Consider the following 22,455-nt stretch of genomic DNA (forward strand, 5'->3'; position numbering starts at 1 on the left):
AGCCGTCGGCGGGCCCGACGGCCGGTGCCCCCAGCGTCGGCGGCGGCCGGGTGAACCGGGATCCCCCCGAAGGGGTGAACCGGCCGGGGCCGGGTAACCGCCCGCCGCACGAGCCGGGGAGGGACGCGTGGCGTGGGGGTGCCGCATGACGCAGCACGAGGTGGCCGGGGCGAGGGTGGCGGCCGGGGTCGACCCCGTTCCCGCCGCGGAGGACGCGGCGCCGCTGCTGGCGTCCCGGCTCGCGCCGGCCCCGCTGCCCGAGCCGGTGCTGGTCCGGCCCCGCCTGCTGCGCCGGCTGGACGAGGGCGCGGCCGGGGCGCTCACCCTGGTCACCGCGCCCGCCGGCTGGGGCAAGACCACGCTGCTCGGGTCGTGGGCCCGGACCGTCGAGCCGGCACCGGCGTGGGTGTCGGTCGAGGCGGGCGACACGGGGGCGCGGCTCTGGTCGTACCTGACGGCGGCCCTGCGCCCGCACGCGCCCGGCGGGCCGCCCGGGGACCCGCCCCGGCCCGACCGGCTGGAACTGTTGGCCGCCGCGCTCGCCGCCCGCGAGCGCCCGGTGCTGCTGGTCCTCGACGACGTGCACCGGGTCGCCGATCCGGCGGCGCTGACGGGCCTGGAGTTCCTGCTCCGCCACACCGAGGGGCGGCTGCGGGTGGTGGCCGGGGCCCGCACCGACCTGCCGGCGGGGCTGCACCGGCTGCGGCTCGCCGGTGAGCTGACCACCGTGGGCCCCGCCGAGCTGGCCTGCACCGACGACGAGGTGGCCGACCTGCTCGTCGCGCACGGCGTGTTCCTGCCGGCCGCGGCGGTGCCCCGGCTGCGCGCGCGTACCGGCGGCTGGCCGGCCGGGCTGCGGCTGGCCGCGCTGGCCGCCCGGGACCGGCCGGACCCGGTGCGCTGGCTGGAGCAGTTCGGCGGCGACCAGCCGGACGTGGCCGGCTACCTGCGCGCGGAGGTGCTCGCCCCGCTCGACGACGCGGCCCGCGACGCGTTGCGCCGGGGCGCGGTGGCCGACGCCGTCAGCGCCGACCTGGTCGACGCGCTGACGGGCCGCCGCGACGCCGAGCGGGCGCTGACCGCGCTGGCCACGGCCGGCGGTTTCGTGGACCGCGACGACAGCCGGCCCCCCTGGTACCGCTGCCATCCGCTGCTGGCCGACCTGCTCCGCGCCGAGCTGGGCGAGCTGACCGCCGAGGAACGCCGGGACCTGCACCGGCGGGCGGCCGACTGGTACGCCGGGCACGCCCGCCCCGCCGAGGCGCTGCGGCACGCCCTCGCCGCCGGTCGCTGGGACGCGGCCACCGAGCTGCTGGTCACCGGCTGGCCGGAACTCGTGCCGTACGACGCCGAGGGTGCGGGCGGGCCCGTCCCCGCCGCGCCACCGGAGGCCGAGGTCCGGCGGGACCCGGAGCTGGCGCTGGCCGCCGCCGCCGAACGGGCCCACGCGGGCGACGCCGACGCCGCCGCCGCGCAGCTGCGCCGGGCCGCCGGGCACGCCCGGTCGCTGCCCGTGCCGCGCCGGGACCGGTTCCGCCGGCTGGCCGTCGCCGTGGAGGTCACCCTCGCCCGGTTGACCGGCGACCACGACGAGGTACGCCGGGCGGCGTCGCGCCTGCTCGCCACGCGTACCCCCGGGGGGCCGGCGGACGACCCGCGCGCCGGGGCCGCCGACGACGCCGACGTGGCGGCGGCGGCCGGGGCGGCCCTCGGCCTGGTCGCGCTCTCCGGCGGCGACCTGCGCGGCGCGGCGGCCGAGTTCGACGCCGCGCTCGCGGCGGCCCGGGCGGCCGGTCGGGCCCGCACCGAGCTGCTCTGCGTGAGTCGCTCCGCCCTGCTGCACGCGGCCCTCGGCGAGCTGCGGGCGGCCGAGCGGGCCGCCGGGGAGGCCCTGGCGATGCCGCCCTGTCAGGGCTGGTCCTGCCGCACCGACTGCGCGTACGCCCACCTGGCCCTGGCCGTCGTCGCGCTGCACCGGGACCTCCCCGACGACGCGGAGGCGCACCTGGCGCTGGCCGGCCCGACCGCCGACGAGCCGGCGGTGGCGGCGCTCGCCGCGCTGTGCCGGGCGACGCTGCTGCGCGACCGCGGCGAACCGGCCACCGGCCTGCGCCTGCTGTCGGCGGCCCGGGACGCCCTCGCGCCGCTGGCGGCCGGCGACGGGCCCGCGCGGGCCGAGGGCGCGCCCGGGTCCGCGCCGCTGTCGGCCGGGGACCGGTGGGCGTCGCCGACCGCCGGCGCCCCGTTGGAGGCCGGGCGGGGCGGCGCGGGGGAGCTGGCCGCCTGGCTGCTGGCCGCCGAGGCGGACCTGCGGGCCGCGCACGGCGACCCCGGTGCCGCCCGGGAGCTGCTAACCGGCACGCCGGCCGGTGCGCCCGCCGTGGCCCTGGCCCGGGTCGAGGTGCGCGCCGGTGACCCGGCCGCCGCCGCCCGCGCCCTGCCGCCCTGGGACGGCCCGGAGGCCGCCGCCTGGCCGCTGCCGGTACGCCTCGACGCCGGCCTGCTCGACGCGGTGCTCGCCGGGCGGGCCGGGGACGCCCGGCGGGCCGGGCGGACGCTGGAGCGGGTCCTGGAGCTGGCCGCCGCCGAGGGGTTCCGCCGCCCGTTCACCCGCGCCGAGCCCGGGGTGCGGGACCTGCTCGCCGCGCACCTGGACTCCGGCACGGCGCACTGGCCGACGGTGAGCGACCTGGTCCGGGTGGCGCAGGAGCCGCCCGCGCGGCCGGGCACCGAGCCGGGCCGGGAGCTGGACGAGCCGCTGACCGAGCGGGAGCTGACCATCCTGCGCTACCTGCAGAGCATCCTGTCCAACGTGGAGATCGCCGCCGAGCTGTCCCTGTCGGTGAACACCGTCAAGACGCACGTGCGCAACATCTACCGCAAGCTGGACGCGACCCGCCGCCGGGAGGCCGTCCGCCGCGCCCGCGAGCTGCACCTGATCTGACGGCCCACCCCCACCGCCCCCGCTCCGCCGGCCTCGGGGCCGGCGGTTAGGAGGGGGCCCTTCCTATGCAGAAAGCGTTAACAGGGGGCCCTTCCTTACAGTGATGGTGGTCGACAAGACGGCGCGCGGTCCGGCACGATCTGGGGCGGCGTTGACCGTCGGGAGCGGGGAGCAGGCGATGGGTGAGGTTGGCGAGGCGGCACCGGTCGACGTCGCCGGGCCACCGGCGACCGCCGATCGGGGGCGGGCGGTCGCCGACCGGCTCGCCCGGTTCGCCCGGCACGAGTGGACCCTCGCGGTGCTCGGGTCGCTGGTGCTGGCCGTGGTGCTGACCTGGCCGACGGTGCGCGACCTGACCGGCACCATCCCGCAGGACGTCGGCGACCCCACGTTGCAGGCGTGGCAGGTCGCCTGGGGCGGGCACGCGGTGCTCACCAACCCGACGCAGCTCTGGCACTCCAACACGTTCTGGCCGGAGCCGTACACGTACGCGTACTCGGACACGCTGCTCGGCTACGCCCCGTTCGGGTTCTTCGGCGACGGGCCGGTCGCCGCCGTGGCCCGCTACAACCTGCTGTACGTGCTGGTGCACGCGCTCGCCTTCGTCGGCGCGTACGCGCTGTCGCGGCAGCTCGGCGCGGGCCGGGCGGGCGCGGCGGTGGCCGGGGCGTCCTTCGCGTACGCGCCGTGGAAGCTGGCCCAGGCCGGGCACCTGCACGTGCTCAGCATCGGCGGGATCGCCCTGGCGCTGGCCATGCTGGCCCGGGGCCACGGCTGGTCGCTGCGGCACGGCTACCGCCCCGAGCGGGTGCGCCCCGGCTGGGCGGGGGCCGGCTGGGCGGTCGCCGCTTGGCAGGTCAGCCTCGGCTTCGGCATCGGCCTGCCCTTCGCGTACGCGCTGGCGCTGCTCTGCCTCGGCGCGGCCGGCGGGTACGGCTGGTCGTGGTGGCGGCGTCGGCAGCGGCCGGAGTTCGGCCGCCGGCTGCTGGTGGCGGACCTGGCCGGCGGGGTGTTCTTCGCCGGGGTGACCCTGCTGATGGCCGCGCCCTACTTCGAGGTGGTGGCCCGGCACCCGGACGGCCGGCGCACGGTCGAGCAGATCGCGATGTTCTCCCCGCCGCTGCGCGGGTTCCTCACCGCGCCGCCGGAGTCGTGGCTGTGGGGGGAGCGGCACGAGACGGCGCGGGCCTCGCTGAGCTTCGCCGGGGAGATGACGCTGCTGCCCGGGATGGTGCTGATCGGGCTGGCCGCCGCCGGGCTGTTCGTGTCGGCGTGGCGGGTGCGGCACCGGGTGGCGCTGGCCGTCGGGGTGCTGGTGACCGTGGCGCTGGCCGCCGGCAGCACGCTGGGCGGGGACGGCGACCCGGGGTACGTCACGCTGGTGGAGCACGTGCCGGGCTGGGACGGCGTGCGCACCCCGGGCCGGCTGGTGCTGTGGACGACGCTGCTGCTGGGCGTCCTGGCCGCCGGGGCGCTGACCATCGACACCGATTCGGAGCCGGCTGCGGCGGCGGGGAGGTCCGGCGGTGGGTGGCGGCGCTGGGGGCGGCTCGTGCTGGTGCTGCCGGTGCTGCTGGTGCTCGCCGAGGGCGTCAACCGGACCCCGCACGTGCCGGCCCCGGTCGCGCCGGCGGCGATGCACGGGCTGCAGGGACCGGCGTTGGTGCTGCCCAGCGACGGCATCCGGGAGTTCCACGTGATGCTCTGGTCCACCGACGGCTTCCCGAAGATCGTCAACGGGCTGGCGTCGTTCGTCCCGGCGAAGCAGCAGGAGATCCGGGCGGCGAGCGCGGGCTTCCCGGACGCCGCGTCGGTGGCGTACCTGCGGGGGGTCGGGGTGCGCACGGTGGTGGTGCTGCCGGCGTACACGGCGGGCACGCCGTGGCAGGGCGCGGAGACCCGGCCGGTGGACGGGCTGGGCGTGCGGCGCGAGGCCGTCGGCGACGGGTACGTCTACCACCTCGACTGATCGGCCGCCGCCGGCCCGCCGGCCGGGCGAGTTTGTTGGGAGTGCTTCCTAACTCGGCCCGGTAGAGGTTACCGTGAATGCCTTCCTCGGCAGCGGGAGCCACGCGCGCCGGTGGGAAGCCAGGGCAGGCTTCCCGCGCCCCGACGTCGGGCCTGGGCACGGTCGTCCGTCGACCGCCGACGTCGTGCTCGTCCCACCACCACGGGCATCCCCGAGAGGAAACCGCAGATGCGGAGAGGTCTCGTCGGCGCGGTCACCACCGTGCTGGCCGCTGCCACGGCAGTCGTGGCCGTTCAGTTCACCGTCGCCCCGTCCACCGAGGCGGTCGCGGCCGCCTCGGAGCCGTACTCCTTCAAGAACGTACGGATCGACGGTGGCGGCTTCGTCCCCGGCATCGTCTACAACCCCACCGAGAAGAACCTGATCTACGCCCGCACCGACATCGGCGGACTGTACCGCTGGGAGCAGGCCAGCCAGTCCTGGACGCCGCTGCTGGACTGGGTCGGCGCGGACAAGTGGGGCTACAACGGCGTGGTCAGCGTCGCCACCGACCCGGTGCAGACCAACCGGGTGTACGCCGCCGTCGGCATGTACACCAACGACTGGGACCCGAACAAGGGCGCGATCCTGCGCTCGTCGGACAAGGGCGCGACCTGGCAGGTCACCGAGCTGCCGTTCAAGAACGGCGGCAACATGCCCGGCCGGGGCATGGGTGAACGGCTCGCCGTCGACCCGAACAAGAACAGCACGATCTACTACGGCGCCGAGGGCGGCAACGGCCTGTGGCGCAGCACCGACTACGGGGCGACCTGGGCCAAGGTCGCGAACTTCCCCAACGTCGGCAACTACCAGGCCGACCCGAACGACACCACCGGCTACCAGAGCCAGAACCAGGGCCTGACCTGGGTGTCGTTCGACAAGAGCACGGGCACGGCCGGCAACACCACCCAGACGATCTACGTCGGCGTGGCCGACAAGGCCAACCCGGTCTACCGCAGCACCAACGGCGGCACCACCTGGGAGCGGATCCCCGGCCAGCCGACCGGCTACCTTGCCCACAAGGGCGTCGTGGACCCGGTGGGCGGCTACCTCTACATCGCCACCAGCGACACCGGCGGCCCGTACGACGGCGCCAAGGGCGACGTGTGGAAGTTCAACCGGGCCACCGGCGCGTGGACGCAGATCAGCCCGATCCCGTCGTCGAGCGCCGACGCGTACTTCGGCTACTCCGGCCTGACCATCGACCGGCAGAAGCCGAACACCCTGATGGTGGCCACCCAGATCTCCTGGTGGCCGGACGCGATCTTCTGGCGCAGCACCGACGGGGGCGCGACCTGGTCCCGGATCTGGGAGTTCACCAGCTACCCGGACCGCAGCAAGAAGTACACCATGGACATCTCCTCGGTGCCGTGGCTGACCTTCGGCACGAACCCGGCCCCGCCGGAGGAGACGCCGAAGCTGGGCTGGATGAACGAGTCGGTCGAGATCGACCCGCACGACTCCAACCGGTTCATGTACGGCACCGGCGCGACCATCTACGGCAGCACCGACCTGACCAAGTGGGACACCGGCGGTCAGCTCACCATCAAGCCGATGGTCAAGGGCCTGGAGGAGACCGCCGTGCTCGACCTGATCAGCCCGCCCACCGGGGCCCCGCTGGTCAGCGCGCTCGGTGACCTCGGCGGCTTCCGGCACACCGACCTCGACGCGGTGCCGGCGAAGATCTTCAGCCAGCCGGTCTTCACCAGCACCACCAGCATCGACTACGCCGAGAGCAACCCGGCGACGATGGTGCGGGCCGGCAACTTCACCGACGCCGACCGCCCCAACGACAGCCACGTCGCGTTCTCCACCGACGGCGGGGCCAACTGGTTCCAGGGCAGCGAGCCGGGCGGGATCAACAACGGCGGCACCGTCGCCGCGTCCGCCGACGGCAGCCAGTTCGTCTGGTCGCCGGGCGACGCCGGCCAGCAGGTCGTCCGCTCGGTGGGCTTCGGCAACTCGTGGACCGCGGCGACCGGGATCCCGGCCAACGCCGTCGTCGAGTCCGACCGGGTCAACAAGAACAAGTTCTACGGCTTCTCCGGCGGCAAGTTCTACGTCAGCACCAACGGCGGGGCGAGCTTCACCGCGTCGGCGGCCACCGGGCTGCCGAGCACCGGGAACGTCAAGTTCAAGGCGCTGCCCGGCAAGGAGGGCGAGATCTGGCTGGCCGGCGAGGGCGGGCTGTGGCGCTCGACCGACTCCGGGGCCACCTTCGCCAAGCAGGCCGGCGTGTCGTCGGCGGTGAACGTGGGCTTCGGCAAGGCGGCCCCCGGGCAGACGTACCCGGCGCTGTTCGTCTTCGGCACCGTCGACGGGCAGGCCGGCCTGTTCCGGTCGGACAACACCGGCGCGGCCTGGGTCCGGATCAACGACGACAAGCACCAGTACGGCAACGCGGGTGAGGCCCTGACCGGCGACCCGCGCGTCTACGGGCGGGCCTACCTGGGCACCAACGGGCGGGGCATCATCGTCGCCGACCGGCTCGGCGGCGCCACCACCCCGCCGGCCACGACGCCCCCGGCGACCACCCCGCCGGCGACCACGCCGCCCGCGACGACGCCCCCGGCCACCACGCCTCCGGCGACCACGCCCCCGGCCACGACGCCGCCGGCCACCCCGACGGGCACGCCCGTGCCGGCCGGGGCCTGCTCGGCGACGTACAAGGTGACCACCTCCTGGTCCGGTGGCTTCCAGGGCGAGGTGACCGTGAAGAACAACAGCGGCTCGGCGAAGAGCTTCTGGGGTGTGGTCTGGAACTTCCCCGGCGGCCAGCAGATCACCCAGCTCTGGGGCGGCACCTACACCCAGACCGGGGCGCAGGTCGTGGTGCGGGACGCGGGCTGGAACGGGACGCTGCCCGTCGGCGGCAGCACCACCTTCGGCTTCGTCGCCAGCGGGACCGGAGCCAACTCGACCCCGGCGATCCTGACCTGCACGGCCAACTGACCGCACACTGACCGCCCCGCGCGGTCCCGAAACGCCGGGCCGGCCTCCCCGCACGGAGGCCGGCCCGGTTCGCGTCTCGAAGGGCCGGCGACGGCCGGCCGGGGATGCTCAGCCCGCCAGGGCCCAGCCGCCCAGGGCTCAGCCGTCCAGGCCGACCGGGGAGTTGGGCCGGTCGACGTCGACGAACTCGATCTCCTCGACGTCGCGCTCGCCCCGGCGCCCGGCGGCGCGCGCCGCCGAACCGGCGGCCCAGCCGATCGCCGCGCCGGCCAGGGCGGCCCCGATCAGCAGCGCCCAGGGCAGGGCGGGCCGGCGACCGGCGAGCGCGTCGAAGGCCAGCACCGCCCGGCGGCGCGCCTCGTCGGCCGCCGAGCCGACCAGGTCACCCGCCTCGTCGGCGAGGCCCGAGCCGCTGCGCCGGGCGGAGCGGGCGGTGTCGCGGACGCTGTCCCCGGCGGAGGCGACGGCGGAGGCCAGGTGCTGCCACGCCTGGTCCGCTATCCGCTCGGGCTTGCTGCGGCGCTCCAGCAGGTTGGTTCCGAACATCGTGCTACCTCCTCGGGTGCCGAAGCTTGCGGCCACTTCGGACTGCGGCGTGGGTCCGGTGGGCGGTCGCCCGGGGTCTGCCCCGGCGCGGTCCGCCCACCGGGGCAGTGCCCCACCCGACGCCACCGCAAACCCCCGGCGCGCCGGCCGTGCCCTCAGCGTACGGACACCACCGCCGCGCCCCGGGCGAAGTCGTCGTCGTCGTCATCGTCGTCGTCCCCGGCGCCGCCGAAGCCGCAGGCCAGCATGAGTGCGAGCAGCGCGCCGACGCCGGCCAGGCCGGCCAGTCTCCGGATCATGGGGTGGTCCCTTCCGAGCTACGGGTGTGGACGTCGCCGATGCTAGGCGGGGCGGGCAACGGTGGCGGGTCCCGCCGGTGGCGGCCGGGTGGGCACACGCCCGGGGAGCGGGGTGCGCGCAAAGGTCGGAGGGGACCGCTACCCTGGGTCGGCGACACCGGCCCCCGGGCCGGTCGTGCGGCAAACAGGATCTGAAAAGTCCGGATAAGGGCAACGTGTTTTGCCCTGATCCACGAATTGCTCATCCCGAGGGGTGGCGACCGAGGCCATCGGAGGAATACTCTCGGTCGCGGCCCGCGTACTGATGAGGCGCCCGTCAACGGGCGAGTGGAGGTGCTCGCGTGAGCCTGTCGATCGTGAAGTCGGTTCTTTCCGGTGGTGTCATCGAGATCGCCCCGCGCGGTGAGATCGACGTCGACACCGCGTACGAGGTGCGTGAAGCCATCGCCGAGGTGCTCACCAAGGGGCGGCCCGCCCGCATCGAGCTGAACATGCGTCTCGTCACCTTCATCGACTCGGTCGGCATCAGCGCGATGGTGGCCGGCTTCCAGACCGCCGAGGTCAGCGGGGTGAAGTTGGTCGTCACCGAGCCGAGCCGGTTCGTGCACCGGCAGCTCTGGGTGACCGGCCTGCTCGGGCTCTTCGGTGCCCCGGAGCCCTACCTCGCGGGCACGGCCACCCCTGAGGTGCTGCCCGGCGCCTGACGCGGCCGCCCGCGCTGGTCCACGCGCCGGGGCCTTCGACCCTTCCCCCACGCCCCCGGGTGGGGGACGATCGACGGATGCCCCGGCGCGACAGCTTCCAGTACTCGGTCCAGGCCCGCTGCTCGCGGGCGGAGGCGGTGGCGCTGCTCAGCGATCCCGCCCGGCAGACCGAGCTGCATCCGTTGATCACGCGGGTGCGCCGGCTGTCGTCCCGACCGGGCGCCCTGGCCAGCTACGCGATCACCGACCAGCTCGCCGCCGGGCCGGTGCGCTTCGGCGTGACGTACCAGGCGGACGTGCTCGTGGTGACCGACGACGAGATCGTCACGGTGGCCCGGCAGCGGCCGGCCACGACGGTGCGTAACCACACCCGGCTGCGCGACGAGCCGGACGGCCTCGTCCGCGTCGACGTGGAGATCACCCTGGTCGCACCGACGCCGCTGTTCGCGTACGCCTTCCGGCAGGCCCGCTCGGCGCACCTCGGGCTGGCCCGCCGGCTCGGCGAGGTGCTCGGCCGGGCGGCGTAGCGCCCCGGCGACCGTCCCGTCGGGGGAGGGCCGCCGGGGCGGGCGCGGGTCAGATCACCGACAGGTGCACGTGGTTGGTGTGGTCGCTGGACGGGTCCCCGTTTCCGCCGCTGTACGCCTTCCAGCCGCTGCTGGGCAGCCAGATCTGCTTGAACCAGATCACGTACAGCACGGCGAGCCGGTCGGCGTTGCGCACGAAGTACGCCGCCAGGTTGTTGCCGTAGGTGCGGTCCCCGCCGCTGGCCACGCCGCCGAAGCCGCCCTTCTGCGCGGCGAAGTCGCAGGCCCGCCCCTTCGGGTGCTCGCCGGAGCCGCCGGGCCGGTAGCAGGAGACGTACCGGGTGAAGCCGGCGGCCTTGGCCTGGTTGAGCGCGTGCAGGGTGCGCGGGGTGATGCAGCCGTTGGCGGGGGTGGGGTCGTTGACGCTGCACGACTCCGCCGGCCAGGAGCCGTCGGAGTTGCGCTTCGCGGGGGTGGCGTTCGCGCTGGAGGTGCCGCCCGGGCTGGACCCGCCGCCGCTGCTGCTGGCCTTGTTGTTGGCCACGGTCAGCGCCCGCTCGGCCTGCTCCTTGCGCTTGCCCATCAGCGCGACCTGCTTGCGCTGCTCGCGGATCTCGCCGTCGAGCGCCTGCCGGGTCTTCGTCGCCTCGTCCCGGGTGGTCAGCAGCTCGCGCAGCGCCCGGTCCTCGTTCGCGGCGATCGTGTCGAGCGCGGCGGCCCGGTCCAGGAACCCCTCGGGGGAGCTGCTGTCGAGCAGCACCGAGGCGGCGGTGAGCCGGCCCTTCTTGTACGCCACCCCGGCGATCTCGCCGACCTTGGTGCCGCGGGTGACCAGCTCGGCCTCGACCGTCTTGAGCTGGCCGCCGAGCTGCTGCTGCCGCTTCACCGACCGGTCGAGGGCGGTCTTGGCCTCCAGGTAGCCCTTGCTCGCCGCCTCGAGCTGGGCGCGCAGGGCGGGAGTGCCGCCCTCCTCGTCGTCGCCGGGTGCGGCGGCGAGCAGGCCGACGGGCGGCGCGGCCCCGGCCGGCGTCACCGGCGCGACCCCGAGGCCGACGGCGAGCGTCAGCACCAGCGCCGCCGCCACCCGGGCGGCGATCCTTCCTACAGGTGCCACTACTGGCATATGCATGTCCTTCCGTCAGCCGCCGACCGGGTTAGCTGACGGGTTCGGGACGGAAGATCCCTACCGCTGGAGCGGATGCACCCCACAAACATGGTTCCCCGGCTCGCCCGCAGGCGATTAGGCGGCGGCCACCACAGGCGCCGGAGGGCGCCGCCCGGCGATGGCCGGGGCCGAGCCTACCGGTGCGCGTGGGACCAGCGCTGCTTCCGTGACGGAGGGTACGCGGATGAAGCCTGTCAAGTCAGTCATTCGGCCACGAATGTCGCGAAAATTGATGAGCCTCGGTCTCACCAGCCGGCCGGCCCGCAGCCGTCGCGGGCGGCTCCCGGCTCGACCTGCAAGGTGGCGTGCTCGATGTGGAAGTCCTCGTGCAGGGCGGTGCGGGCGGCGGTCAGCACCGCGCCGACCTCCGCGCCGGGCGCCATGGTCAGGTGGGCCGAGGCGACCTCCATGCCGGAGGTCAGCGTCCAGACGTGCAGGTCGTGCACCTCGACCACGCCGGGCACGGCGGCCAGCCGGTCGTGCACGGCGGTCACCTGGAGGTGCTCCGGCGCGGCCTGCACCAGGATGCGCACCGCGGCCCGCCCGAGCCGCCAGGTGCGGGGCAGGATGAACACGCCGATCGCGACGGCCACCGCCGGGTCCGCCCACCACCAGCCGGTGGCCATGATCAGCGCCGCCGCGCCGATCACGCCGACCGACCCGAGCAGGTCGCCCAGCACCTCCAGGTACGCCCCGCGCAGGTTGATGCTCTCCTTCGCCCCGCTGCGCAGCAGGGCGAACGCGGCGACGTTGGCGAGCAGGCCCAGCACCGCCACCACGAGCATCGGGCCGGTGGTGACCTCGGGCGGGTCGCCGAAGCGGCGGACGGCCTCGACGAGGACGTAGACGGCGACGCCGCTGAGCAGCAGGGCGTTGCCGAGCGCGGCGAGCACCTCCAGCCGGTAGAGCCCGAACGTGCGCTGCGGGTCGGCGGTGGCCCGCCGGGTGGCGGTGATCGCGGCGAGCGCCATGCCGATGCCGAGCACGTCGGTGAACATGTGCCCGGCGTCGGAGAGCAGCGCCAGCGAGCCGGTGCCGAGCGCGGTCACCGCCTCGACGATCATCAGCGCGGCGAGCAGCGCGAACGCCGCCCAGAGTCGACCCGAGTGGCGGTCCGCCGCGTTCGCCGCCCCGTGGTGGTGGTCATGACCTGCGCCCACGCCCACACCCTCCGTCCGTGATCCCCGCCCGGCCCAATCTATGCTCACATCGCAATATGTGCAAGTGATCGACAGCGGTCCGGCCGGGGAACGGCCGGGCGCCGGATCAGCCCGTGGGTTCGACGGTGACGAGGCGCTGGGTCGCCCGGGACAGCGCCACGTACAGCGTCCGCACGCCCGACCCCGGGTCGGCCCGGATCTCGCCCGGGGCGACCAGCACCACCCCGTCGTACTCCATGCCCTTGGCCTGGAGGCTGGTCACCACCTGCAGGCGCGGCGCGGCCCGGCCCGCCAGCCAGCCCGCCACCTCGTCGCGGCGCGGCACCGGCGTGATCACCCCGACCGTGCCCTCCACCTCGCCGAGCAGGTCGCCGACCGCCGCGACGGTCGCCGCCGCCAGCTCGGCCGCCGGCACGGTCAGCTCGACCGGGGCCACGCCGGTGGACCGCACCGCCCGGGGCAGCGCCAGGTCCGGGTAGAGCCGGCGGATCTCCGCCGCCGCCACCGCGAAGATCTCCGCCGAGTTGCGGTAGTTGGTGGTCAGCTCGAACTGGTGCCGCCGGCGGCGGCCCAGCGCCGCGTCCCGGGCCCGGGTCAGCTCCTCCGGGTCCCCCGTCCACGCGGTCTGCGCCGGGTCGCCCACCACCGTCCAGGACGCCAACCGGCCGCGCCGGCCGATCATCCGCCACTGCATCGGCGACACGTCCTGCGCCTCGTCGACCACCACGTGCGCGAAGTCGCGGTAGTCCTCGGGCCGCTCCCGGGCCGCCTCCCGCGCCGCGCGCTGCCGGTCGGCATGCGTGCTCAGCTCGCGTACGCCCCCGGCGAGCTGGAACGGGTCGCGCTTCGCCCGCTTCGGCTGCAGCGGCTTGCCCAGCAGCGCGTCCAGCTCGTCGAGCAGGGCGACGTCGGCGATCGTGAGCCCCTCGACGTCCAGCGCCCGGTACGCCTCGACGAGCAGGCCCACCTCCGCCTGGGACAGCACCCCGGCGGCGTATCGCCGCAGCCGGTCCGGGCGGGCCAGCCAGCCCAGCACGTGCCGGGGGTGCAGCCGCGGCCACCACGCCTTGAGGAACTCGCGGAACTCGGGCCGCTCGGCGATCTCGTCCTCGAACGCGCGCTGCTCCGGCAGCCGGCCGATGCCCAGCCGCCGGGCCTGCGCCCACAGCGCCGCGAACACCCCGTCGAAGCCCGCCCGGCGCGACTCGTTGCGGCGGGCCCCCCGGCCCAGCGCCCGGTCCCGGATGCCGTCGAGCTCCCGGCGGTCGAGCCGCAGCAGCTCACCCCGGTAGAGCAGGCGCAACTCGCCCGGCCCGCCCGGCACCGCGTCCCGCACCGCCCGCTCCAGCACCCGGCGCATCCGCAGGGAACCCTTCACCGCCGCCACCTCCGGCAGGTCGGTGCGCGTCGCGCCCATCCCCGGGAACATCGACCCCAGCGAGCGCAACGTCGCCGTCTCCTCGCCCAGCGACGGCAGCACCGAGGCGATGTACTCCACGAACACCGCCGACGGGCCCACCACCAGGATGCCGCCGCCCGCGTAGCGGCTGCGGTCGGAATAGAGCAGGTACGCCGCCCGGTGCAGGGCCACCGCCGTCTTGCCCGTGCCCGGCCCGCCCGAGACGATCGTGACCCCGGAGGCGGGGGAGCGGATCGCCTCGTCCTGCTCGCGCTGGATCGTGGCCACGATGTCCCGCATCCCCCGGCCCGTGGCCCGGGACAGGGTCGCCAGCAGCCCTCCGTCGCCCACCACCGCCATGTCCGGTGGGGCCGCCGCCGGATCCAGCAGGTCGTCCTCGATCCGGGTCACCCGCTCCGCCGACGAGGAGATCGTGCGCCGCCGCACCACGCCCAGCGGCTGGGCGGGCGTCGCCTGGTAGAAGGCGGCGGCGGCCGGGGCCCGCCAGTCCACGACCAGGGTCTCGGCGTCCTCGCCGCGCACCCCGAGCCGCCCCACGTGCAGCACCTGCCCCTCGCGCAGGTCCAGCCGGCCGAAGACCAGCCCCTCGTGCTCGGCATCGAGCACGTGCCGGCGCTGGGCGGCGTGGAAGACCATCGCGTCCCGCTCGACGAGCGCCCCGAAGTTGCCCACCCGGGCCAGGCGGTAGCCGTCCTTCTCGGCCTGCGCGGCAAAGCGGCGCAGCTCGGCGAGGCGGGCGTACACCCGGTCGAGGTGCCGCTGCTCGGCGGCGATCTCCTGCTCCAGGGTCGTGCGGTCGGTCAACGTACGGGCTCCTCGCAGACGGCGGCGTCGGCCGCGCCAGGGGCGCGGCGGCGCGCCGGGGTGACCGGGTGAGGGTACGGCCAGCAGCTGACGGCTTCGCGGGGCCATGCCGCCGCCGCGATCCACCCCACGTCCCGGGCGGCCGGCGCGGGCCCCCGGTCGGCGCCGCCGCGGCCCCGGCCAGGCCCCGTCGGGGCCCCCGGTCAGCGCGGCGCGGACGCCTCCGGCGCGCCCGCCAGCACCCGGCCCAGCACCCCGGCCAGGGCCGCGTTCACCTGCTCGGGCCGCTCCATCATCAGCATGTGCCCGGCGCCCGGGCAGACCGTCAGCTCCGTCGCCGGCAGGGCCGCCGCGATCGACTCGGCGCACGGCGGCGGGGTGAGCCGGTCCCGGTCGCCGACCAGCGCCGCCGCCGGCAGGTGGGCCAGCGCCGCGAGGGTGTCCAGCCGGTGCTGGGCCCCGATCGACGCCCGGAACCCGCCGATCGAGCGCAGCGTGGCCCGGGCCACCGCCGAGGTGACCAGCCGGATGTCGGTCGGGTCGCAGCGGTCGCCGAAGAGCATCCAGCGGATGCTGGGCCGCAGGGCGCGCAGCAGCGCCCGGGGCGGACGCCACGCGCCGCAGCGGGCCAGCACCCCCGCGCCCGTGGTCTCGGCCAGCCGGATCAGCCGGGCGATGCGGGGGGAGAGGCCGTAGACGGTGTGGGTGTGCCCCTCGGCGGTGGTCGAGACGAACACCAGCCCCGCCGTGCGGGCGGCGAAGTGGCCGGGGTGCCGGTGCGCGTACTCCATGATCGTCATGCCGCCCATCGAGTGCCCGACCAGCACCACCGGCCCGGCCGGCGCGACGGCGTCGAGCACGGCGGCCAGGTCGTCGCCGAGCTGGGCCAGGGTGGCGGTGCGCAGCGCCATGCAGCCGGACCGGCCGTGCCCCCGGGCGTCGTACGTGACCACCCGGACCCGGTCGCCGAAGCGCTCGCGCAGCTCGGCGAGCTGCCGGTGCCAGCTGCGCCCGTCCAGCGTCCAGCCGTGCAGCAGGACGGCGGTGACGTCGGCGTCGGCCGGCCCGGACGTCTCGACGTGCAGGCGCACGTCGTCCGTGAGCCGCACCTCCACGTGTTCCGGCATCGCCGCCTCCCCTCGGGCCGCCACGGAAACTTCACCGCCGGGTGACCCAGCAGTAACAAACCGACTACCCGCCATGACACCACGCCAACCCTGTGCAAGGAAGGGCCCCTTCTTAACGCCTGCGGTAGAGAAGGGTCCCCTTCTCACCTCCGCGGCCCAGAGGGGCGCGGGAGCGGGGTGCAGACGGCGAACCGCCCGCCGGGTGGCCCGGCGGGCGGTTCGCGGTGGCGCAGGTGAAGCGGTTGTCGCAGGTGGAGCGGTCGAGCGGGTGTCGCGGCGGGCTCAGCCGCCGAAGACACCGGCCTCGGCGAGGCGCTTCTCGGTGGCGTCCCAGCCGTGGTCGGGGTGGGCGGCCGCGAGGCTGTTCAGCTCGGCCCGGATCTTGGCGGCGTGGCCGGCGGCGGCCAGCACCCGGATCTCCTCGACGAAGGCGTCGGAGTCGGTGCGCAGGTGCGCGGTCTTGCCGTTGGTCAGGTTCCGCACGTAGGCGTGCTTGCCGCCGTTGAGCGGGATCAGGTACTTGAACTCGCCCAGCACGCTGAGGGCCCCACCCTGGCCAGCCTGGCCGGCCCGGACTGACGCGCGCGCGGTCTTAGAGGTGTTGCTCGCCACGGAGGTACTCCTTGGAGACGTACGGGAGGACGGGGAACGTCCGGGGGCTGTGACGGGGGACGCCCGGGAAGAGCCTCGCCCCGCCGAAGATGTGCGCGGCACAAGCCGCCGAGAGAACTGTACACGACCACGATGCCTGGCTGGTCACCGCGACTGTCGGAGGGCACAACCGAGGCCGCCGGCCCGGCATTCCGTCCCCCGTCCGGGGCGGCGAATTTTCCGATTCCCTGGCGCACCATCCGCCCCACCAGTCATCATGTGTTCCAACAGCCACTCGGGTGTCGAGGTCGTAGGGGAAGACGCACCTCGCTCTCCGGGAGGTCACCGTGCCAACGCGTGGCGTCGTATACGTCCACTCGACCCCGCTCGCCGTGTGCTCACACGTCGAGTGGGCGATCGCGCGCGTCCTTGCCGCGCCGGTCAACCTGCAGTGGACGGCCCAGCCCGTCGATCCCGGCGCCCGCCGGGCCGAGTGCGGGTGGACCGGTCGCCCGGGGACGGGCGCCGAGCTGGCTGCTGCCCTCCGGCAGTGGCCCATGATCCGTTTCGAGGTGACCGAGGAACCGAGCGCGGGCGTCGACGGCGAACGCTTCATGTACGTTCCGGGGCGGGGCCTGTTCCGGGCGACCGTCGGCGCGGCTGGCGACATCCAGCTCGGCGAGGACCGGCTGCGCGGCATCATGGCCGCCGCGCGGGCCCCCGAGGCCCTCGCGCACGCGCTCGACAAGGCGCTCGGCACGGCCTGGGACGCCGAGCTGGAGCCCTACCGGTACGCGGGCGACGGCGCGCCGGTGACGCTGCTCACCCGCGTCGGCTGAGGGCCGCCCCGGCCGCGTCCCCGCCCGGATGCGGCCGGTCACCCCGGTGTCGGCGCGGCGGCTTGACCGGGCCGAGTTGCCCCGATAAGGGGTGAACTGGTGGGATGGACCGCGTGTCGAACTCCCCGCGACGTGCCGGCGTCGCGCTCGCCGCCCTGACCGCCGTGCTGCTCACCGGGTGCACGGGGGAGCCGGACCGGCCCCGCCCCGCCCCGTCGGCCAGCCCCGCCGCGGCCGACCCGACCCCGTCGGGCGCGCCGACCGCGACCGCCGACCCGGCCGCCCGCGCCGCCGCCCTGGTCGGCACCCTCGCCGACGAGGACCTGGTCGGCCAGGTCCTCATGCCCTACGCGTACGGCGACAACGCCACGAAGGTCTCCACCGGCTCCGCCGCCGGCAACCGGGCCCTCGCCGGGGTGGACACCCCGGCCGAGATGGTGGCGAAGTACCGGCTGGGCGGGCTCATCCTGGTCGGCTTCAGCGCCGACGACCCGACCTCCGGCAACCAGGAGACCACCAACGTCGACAACCCGCAGCAGGTCCGCGAGCTGACCACCGGGCTGCGCGACGCGGCCGGGAAGCTGCCCGCCGGCGCGGCCCCGCTGCTGATCGGCACCGACCAGGAGTACGGGGTGGTCACCCGGATCACCGACGGGGTCACCCTGCTGCCCAGCCCGCTGGCCGCCGGTGCGGCCGGGGACCCGGCGCTGACCGAGGCCGCCTGGCGGGCCGCCGGCCAGGAGCTGGCCGCGATGGGGATCAACCTCGACTTCGCCCCCGTCGCCGACGTGCTGGTCACCCGCAGCACGGTGATCGGCTCCCGGTCGTTCGGCGCGGACCCGAAGCGCGCCTCAGCGCAGGTGGCCGGCGCGGTGCGCGGGTTGCAGGGCGCCGGGGTGGCGGCCAGCGTCAAGCACTTCCCGGGCCACGGCCTGAGCGCCGCCGACTCCCACGAGGAGCTGCCGGTGATCGGCCAGAGCCGCAAGGTCCTCGACTCGACGGCGTTCCCGCCGTTCTCCGCCGGCATCGACGCCGGTGCCCTCGCCGTGATGTCCGCCCACCTCGACGTCACCGCCGTCGACCCGGGCACCCCGGCGACGTTCTCCCACAAGGTCCTCACCGGCGTGCTGCGCGGCCAGCTCGGCTTCAAGGGCGTGGTGATCACCGACGGCATGAACATGGCCCCCGCCAAGCGCTGGTCGCCGGGGGAGGCGGCGGTGCGGGCGCTCAAGGCCGGCAACGACCTGATCCTGATGCCGCCCAACGTCACCCAGGCGTACGACGGGCTGCTCGCCGCCCTGCGCGACGGCTCGCTGCCCCGGGCCCGGCTGGTCGAGGCGGCGACCCGGGTGCTGACCATGAAGTTCACCCTGGCCGGCACGCCCGCCCCGGCGATGTCCACGCTGAACGACCCGGAGCACCGCAGGGCCGCCGAGGCGCTCGCCGCCGGCGCGGTCACCGTGCTGCGCGGCTCCTGCACGAAGGGGGTCGCCGCCCCCGTCACGGTCACCTCCTCCGGCGGCCGGGAGAAGACCCGCGACCTGTTGACGCAGGCGCTCACCGCCGCCGGGGTGAAGGTGGTGCCGAGCGGCGGCACCCGGGTGCACCTCGTCGGGTACGGCGACGGCAACGGCGACCTCGCCGCCGACGCGGCGGTGACCGTGGCGATGGACACCCCGTACGTGCTGGCGAAGGCGAAGTCGCCGACGCTGCTGGCGACGTACTCCTCCAGCGCCGCGTCGATGACCGCGCTGGCGAACGTGCTCGCGGGCCGGGCCCGCCCGACCGGCCGCTCCCCGGTGCCGGTGTCGGGGCTGCCCGCGACGACCTGCGGAAACTGACCCGGGCCGGCGGTCGCAGGTCGGCGCGCACGGGCCTTGCGGGCCGGGCCCGGCTGGTAGCGTGCGGCTGTCCGAGCGCCGCAGACGAGACGGAGGCGAGCCCGTGACGCGACCGGAGCCGGCGCTGTCGGTCGTGGTGCCGATGTTCAACGAGGAGAGCGTGCTGCCGCTGTTCGCCCCGCGGCTGCGGGCCGTCCTCGACGCCCTCGGCGAGCCGTACGAGGTGCTGGTGGTCGACGACGGCAGCACCGACGGCACCCCCGCCGGCCTGGCCGGGCTGCGCGCCCGCTGGCCGCAGCTGCGGGTGCTGCGGCTGCGCCGCAACAGCGGCCACCAGGCGGCCCTGGTCGCCGGGGTGCTGCGGGCCCGGGGCCGGTGGGTGGTCAGCCTCGACGCCGACCTCCAGGACCCGCCCGAGACCGTCGCCGAGATGCTGCGCCGGGCCCGCGCCGACGGCCTCGACATCGTGTACGGGGTGCGCGCCGACCGCAGCCGCGACACCCGCTTCAAGCGGTGGACCGCCACCGGCTACTACCGGCTGATGCGTCGCCTGGTCGGTAAGCAGGTGCCCGCCCAGGCCGGCGACTTCCGGCTGCTCAGCCGGGCGGCCGTGGAGGCCCTGCGGGAGCTGCCCGAGCGCAGCCCCGTGCTGCGGCTGGTGGTGCCGTGGCTGGGCTTCCCCAGCGGGGAGGTCACCTACCAGCGCGAGGAACGGGCCGCCGGCCGCACCAAGTACCCGCTGTCCCGGATGGCCGGGCTGGCCGCCGAGAGCGTCACCAGCTTCTCCGCCGCGCCGCTGCGCGTGGCCACCTGGCTGGGGCTGGTCGGGGTGGCCGTGTGCGGGGTGCTGGTGGTCGTCGCCGTCGCCGCCTGGCTGGCCGGCTCCACGGTCACCGGCTGGCCCTCGCTGTACGTGGCGATCCTCTTCCTCGGCGCGGTGCAGCTGCTCTGCCTCGGCCTGCTCGGCGAGTACGTGGCCCGGATCTACACGGCCGTGCAGGGCCGCCCGGCGTACTTCGTGGCGAGCGACACCGGCGGGCCGGGCGCGGCCGACGCCGACGGGCCGGCGGCCGGCGGCACCGCCGAGCTGGCCGACAGCCTCCGGTGACCGCGCTCGCCTCCGGCGGCACCGACCCGGCCGGCCCCCGCCGCGACGCGACCGCCGACCCCGCGACCGTCGACCCCGCGACCGGCGGCGCGGCCGGCAGCGGGCCCGCCCGGCGTCCCGCCGCCCTGCGGTACGCCCCGGCCGTCGCCGGCTACGCCGTCGTCGTCGCCGCGCTGCTGGCCACCGGCACCCCCGCGCCCGACGTGGCCCGCTGGACCGGTTACGCGCTGCTGGCCGTGCTGCTGCCCGGCACGCTGGTGTTCCGCGCGCTGCGCCGCCGCCCGCACACCCTCGTCGAGGACGTGGCGTTCGGCGCGGCCGTCGGCCTGGTGCTGGAGCTGGCCGGGTGGGCGGCGTTCACCGCAGCCGGCCTGCCCCACCTGCTGTGGCTGTGGCCCCTGGCGGTGCTCGTGCCGTTCGCCGTCGTGCCCCGGCTGCGCCGGCACCCGCGGGCCACCGGGCACACCCCGGTGCCGACGGGCTGGGCCTGGGCCCTCGCGGGGGTCGTCGCCGGCTTCACCCTCTATCTCTACGAGTCGTTCCTGCGGGTCAACCCGGTACTGCCCACCGACGAGGGGCAGGCACAATACATCGACCTCGCGTTCCAGCTCTCCCTGGCCGGTGCGGCCACCCACCAGGTGCCGCTGGACGTGCCGCAGGTCGCCGGGGAGCCCCTGCACTACCACTGGTTCGGCTTCGCCCACTTCGCGGCGGCCAGCCTGGTCAGCGGCGTGGACCTGCCGACGGTGTTCTTCCGGCTGGGCGTGCCGACGCTCTGCGCGCTCGCGGCCGTGCTGGCGGCGGTGGTCGGCTGGCGGGTCACCGGCCGGCCGTACGCGGGGGTGGCCGCCGCCGCGCTGATGTTCACCGTCGGCGAGTTCGGCTACGAGAACGGGATCCGCCAGCTCTTCGGCACCCAGGCCACGTTCATCGTGTGGGGCAGCCCGTCGATGACGTACAGCTGGGTGTTGCTCCTGCCGCTGGTGGCGGCGCTGGGCGAGCTGGTCGGGCGGGCCCGGGGCTCGGCGGTGCCGGCGCTGGGGCGCGGCGCGTGGGTGCTCGCGGCGCTGTTCCTGGCGGCCTCGACCGGGGCGAAGGCCAGCTCGGTGCCGGTGGTGCTGGCCGCGCTGGCGTTCACCGCGGCGGTGTCGCTGGTGTTCCGGCGCACCCTGCCCCGGGCGGTGCTGGCGGCGGCCGGGCTGGCGCTGGCCGCGCAGCTGTTCGCCACCGCCGTGCTGTTCGCGTTCGAGAGCCACGGGGTGACGGTCGACCCGTTCTCGGGGCTGCGGCCGTACGTCGGGACGGGCCGCCCGGCGGGGACGACCGCGCTGCTGTGGGTGGCGGTGTTCGTCGCGTTCCTGCTCAACCTCCAGCTCCGGCTGGCCGGGGCGGTGGCGCTGCTGCGGCTGCGCCGCTGGCGGCTGGAGCCGGTGCAGGTGTTCCTGCTCGGCGGTGCGCTCGCCGGCCCGGCGATCTATCTGTTGGTGGGGCACCCGGGCAGCAGCAACCAGTACTTCATCCGGGCCGGCTTCGCGTTCGGGGTGATCCTGTCGGCGTGGGGCTGGGCCGAGCTGGTCGACTCCGCCGCGCTGGGCGCGCGGGGCCGGGCGCTGCTCGGCGCGGGCGCGGCCGGGCTCGCCGTGCTGCTCACCGCCGTCCAGCTGTGGCGTCCGGCGGCGTCGCCGTCGACCCCGGCGTACGCGCCGGTGCTGCCGCTGCTGACCTGGACGGCGGCGCTGGCGGCGGTGGCGCTGCTGGTCGGGCTGTGCTGGCCGGCGCTGGTCGGGCGCTGGCCGGGGCTCGCCGGCCGGGGCGGGGCGGTGCTGCTCACGGCCGCCCTGGTCGCGGGCGCGCCAGGGCTGGTGCTGGACGCCGCCGCCGCGCACCGGTTCCCCAACGGCGGGGCGTACCCGGTGGAGCGGATGCCGGCGACCCGGGTGGCGGCGGCCCGCTACGTGCAGGAGCACAGCGCGCCCGGCGACGTGGTGGCCACCAACGCGCACTGCCGGGCGGTGGTCAACGGCTGGTGCGACGCCCGGTCGTTCTGGGTCAGCGCCTACACGGAGCGCTCGGTGCTGGTGGAGGGGTGGGCGTTCGCGCCCCGGATGGTGGGCCTGCCCGGTGGCCCGTACGCCCCGTTCTGGGACGCCGGACGGCTGCGCGCCAACGACGCCGCGTTCACCGCCCCCACGGCCGAGGGGCTGGCCGACCTGCGCGACACGTACGGCGTGCGCTGGCTGGTGGTGGACCGGCGGGTCGCGCCGGAGTCCCCGGCCCTGGGCACGCTCGCCGACCTGCGCTACACGAACGCCCGGATGGCCGTCTACCGCCTCCGCTGAGGCGCGCCCCGGTGGGTCCGTGCGCCCCGGCCCAGGTGTTAGGAGGGGCCCCTTGTACAACAGAATGCGTTAACAAGGGGC

16 protein-coding genes and 1 riboswitch are annotated in these 22,455 nt (G+C 75.8%); of the genes, 9 read left to right on the forward strand and 7 right to left on the reverse strand.

Going from position 1 to position 22,455, the window contains the following annotated elements; genetic code table 11:
• The first annotated feature begins 145 nt into the window (after nucleotides 1-145).
• The 3 genes from LPA42_RS23610 (at nucleotide 146) to LPA42_RS23620 (ending at nucleotide 7,904) form a co-directional block, all read left to right on the forward strand.
• Entirely contained in the window at nucleotides 146-2,944 is a 2,799-nt protein-coding gene (locus tag LPA42_RS23610; RefSeq protein ID WP_077938846.1) for a LuxR family transcriptional regulator, read from the forward strand.
• A gap of 178 nt (nucleotides 2,945-3,122) precedes the next feature.
• The gene (locus tag LPA42_RS23615) at nucleotides 3,123-4,913 is read left to right on the forward strand and encodes a hypothetical protein (protein ID WP_077938847.1); all 1,791 of its coding nucleotides are present in this window, start codon (nucleotides 3,123-3,125) and stop codon (nucleotides 4,911-4,913) included.
• A gap of 228 nt (nucleotides 4,914-5,141) precedes the next feature.
• On the forward strand, nucleotides 5,142-7,904 hold the full coding sequence (locus LPA42_RS23620) for a cellulose-binding domain-containing protein (RefSeq protein WP_077938848.1): 2,763 nt from the start codon (nucleotides 5,142-5,144) through the stop codon (nucleotides 7,902-7,904).
• A gap of 138 nt (nucleotides 7,905-8,042) precedes the next feature.
• Here LPA42_RS23620 and LPA42_RS23625 read toward each other — a convergent pair whose 3' ends face one another.
• Nucleotides 8,043-8,450, reverse strand: coding sequence for a hypothetical protein (locus tag LPA42_RS23625; RefSeq protein WP_077938849.1), 408 nt, complete (start codon nucleotides 8,448-8,450; stop codon nucleotides 8,043-8,045).
• Between the two features lie 155 nt (nucleotides 8,451-8,605).
• Nucleotides 8,606-8,749, reverse strand: coding sequence for a hypothetical protein (locus LPA42_RS23630; protein WP_158229444.1), 144 nt, complete (start codon nucleotides 8,747-8,749; stop codon nucleotides 8,606-8,608).
• 341 nt (nucleotides 8,750-9,090) lie between these two features.
• On the opposite strand from LPA42_RS23630, the gene LPA42_RS23635 reads away from it, so the two are divergent.
• A complete protein-coding gene (locus LPA42_RS23635; protein ID WP_043966924.1) occupies nucleotides 9,091-9,453 on the forward strand; it encodes an STAS domain-containing protein in 363 nt (120 codons plus the stop codon).
• 77 nt (nucleotides 9,454-9,530) lie between these two features.
• Complete coding sequence (locus LPA42_RS23640; RefSeq protein WP_077938850.1) at nucleotides 9,531-9,980, forward strand: hypothetical protein; 450 nt, start codon at nucleotides 9,531-9,533, stop codon at nucleotides 9,978-9,980.
• 49 nt (nucleotides 9,981-10,029) lie between these two features.
• On the opposite strand, the gene LPA42_RS23645 is transcribed toward LPA42_RS23640, so the two are convergent.
• The 5 genes from LPA42_RS23645 to LPA42_RS23665 all read right to left on the reverse strand — a co-directional run bounded on the left by LPA42_RS23645 (nucleotide 10,030) and on the right by LPA42_RS23665 (nucleotide 16,268).
• Nucleotides 10,030-11,103: a hypothetical protein gene (locus LPA42_RS23645; RefSeq protein ID WP_077938851.1), complete on the reverse strand. Its 1,074-nt coding sequence runs from the start codon at nucleotides 11,101-11,103 to the stop codon at nucleotides 10,030-10,032.
• A 4-nt stretch (nucleotides 11,104-11,107) separates the two neighbouring features.
• Nucleotides 11,108-11,237, reverse strand: a riboswitch (cyclic di-AMP (ydaO/yuaA leader).
• Nucleotides 11,238-11,390: 153 nt separating this feature from the next.
• Nucleotides 11,391-12,305 carry a cation diffusion facilitator family transporter gene (locus tag LPA42_RS23650; RefSeq protein WP_043969258.1) on the reverse strand — a complete coding sequence of 305 codons (915 nt, stop codon included), beginning with the start codon at nucleotides 12,303-12,305 and terminating at the stop codon, nucleotides 11,391-11,393.
• A 106-nt stretch (nucleotides 12,306-12,411) separates the two neighbouring features.
• Complete coding sequence (locus tag LPA42_RS23655) at nucleotides 12,412-14,529, reverse strand: AAA family ATPase (protein ID WP_077938852.1); 2,118 nt, start codon at nucleotides 14,527-14,529, stop codon at nucleotides 12,412-12,414.
• A 203-nt stretch (nucleotides 14,530-14,732) separates the two neighbouring features.
• A complete protein-coding gene (locus LPA42_RS23660) occupies nucleotides 14,733-15,656 on the reverse strand; it encodes an alpha/beta fold hydrolase (protein WP_043966933.1) in 924 nt (307 codons plus the stop codon).
• A 282-nt stretch (nucleotides 15,657-15,938) separates the two neighbouring features.
• Nucleotides 15,939-16,268, reverse strand: coding sequence for a hypothetical protein (locus LPA42_RS23665; protein ID WP_074474676.1), 330 nt, complete (start codon nucleotides 16,266-16,268; stop codon nucleotides 15,939-15,941).
• Nucleotides 16,269-16,594: 326 nt separating this feature from the next.
• Here LPA42_RS23665 and LPA42_RS23670 point away from each other — a divergent pair, with 326 nt between their 5' ends.
• From LPA42_RS23670 to LPA42_RS23685, 4 genes are all read left to right on the forward strand, one after another.
• Nucleotides 16,595-17,086 carry a DUF3145 domain-containing protein gene (locus LPA42_RS23670; protein WP_043966937.1) on the forward strand — a complete coding sequence of 164 codons (492 nt, stop codon included), beginning with the start codon at nucleotides 16,595-16,597 and terminating at the stop codon, nucleotides 17,084-17,086.
• A gap of 104 nt (nucleotides 17,087-17,190) precedes the next feature.
• The gene (locus LPA42_RS23675) at nucleotides 17,191-18,927 is read left to right on the forward strand and encodes a glycoside hydrolase family 3 protein (RefSeq protein WP_228986862.1); all 1,737 of its coding nucleotides are present in this window, start codon (nucleotides 17,191-17,193) and stop codon (nucleotides 18,925-18,927) included.
• A gap of 103 nt (nucleotides 18,928-19,030) precedes the next feature.
• On the forward strand, nucleotides 19,031-20,035 hold the full coding sequence (locus LPA42_RS23680; protein ID WP_255378735.1) for a glycosyltransferase family 2 protein: 1,005 nt from the start codon (nucleotides 19,031-19,033) through the stop codon (nucleotides 20,033-20,035).
• A complete protein-coding gene (locus LPA42_RS23685) occupies nucleotides 20,032-22,374 on the forward strand; it encodes a hypothetical protein (protein WP_077938854.1) in 2,343 nt (780 codons plus the stop codon). The genes LPA42_RS23680 and LPA42_RS23685 overlap by 4 nt, the downstream gene beginning before the upstream one ends.
• Nucleotides 22,375-22,455 lie beyond the last annotated feature (81 nt).

Origin of the sequence: Micromonospora sp. DH13 (assembly GCF_020873825.1) — a bacterium.
Lineage (GTDB): Bacteria > Actinomycetota > Actinomycetes > Mycobacteriales > Micromonosporaceae > Micromonospora > Micromonospora haikouensis.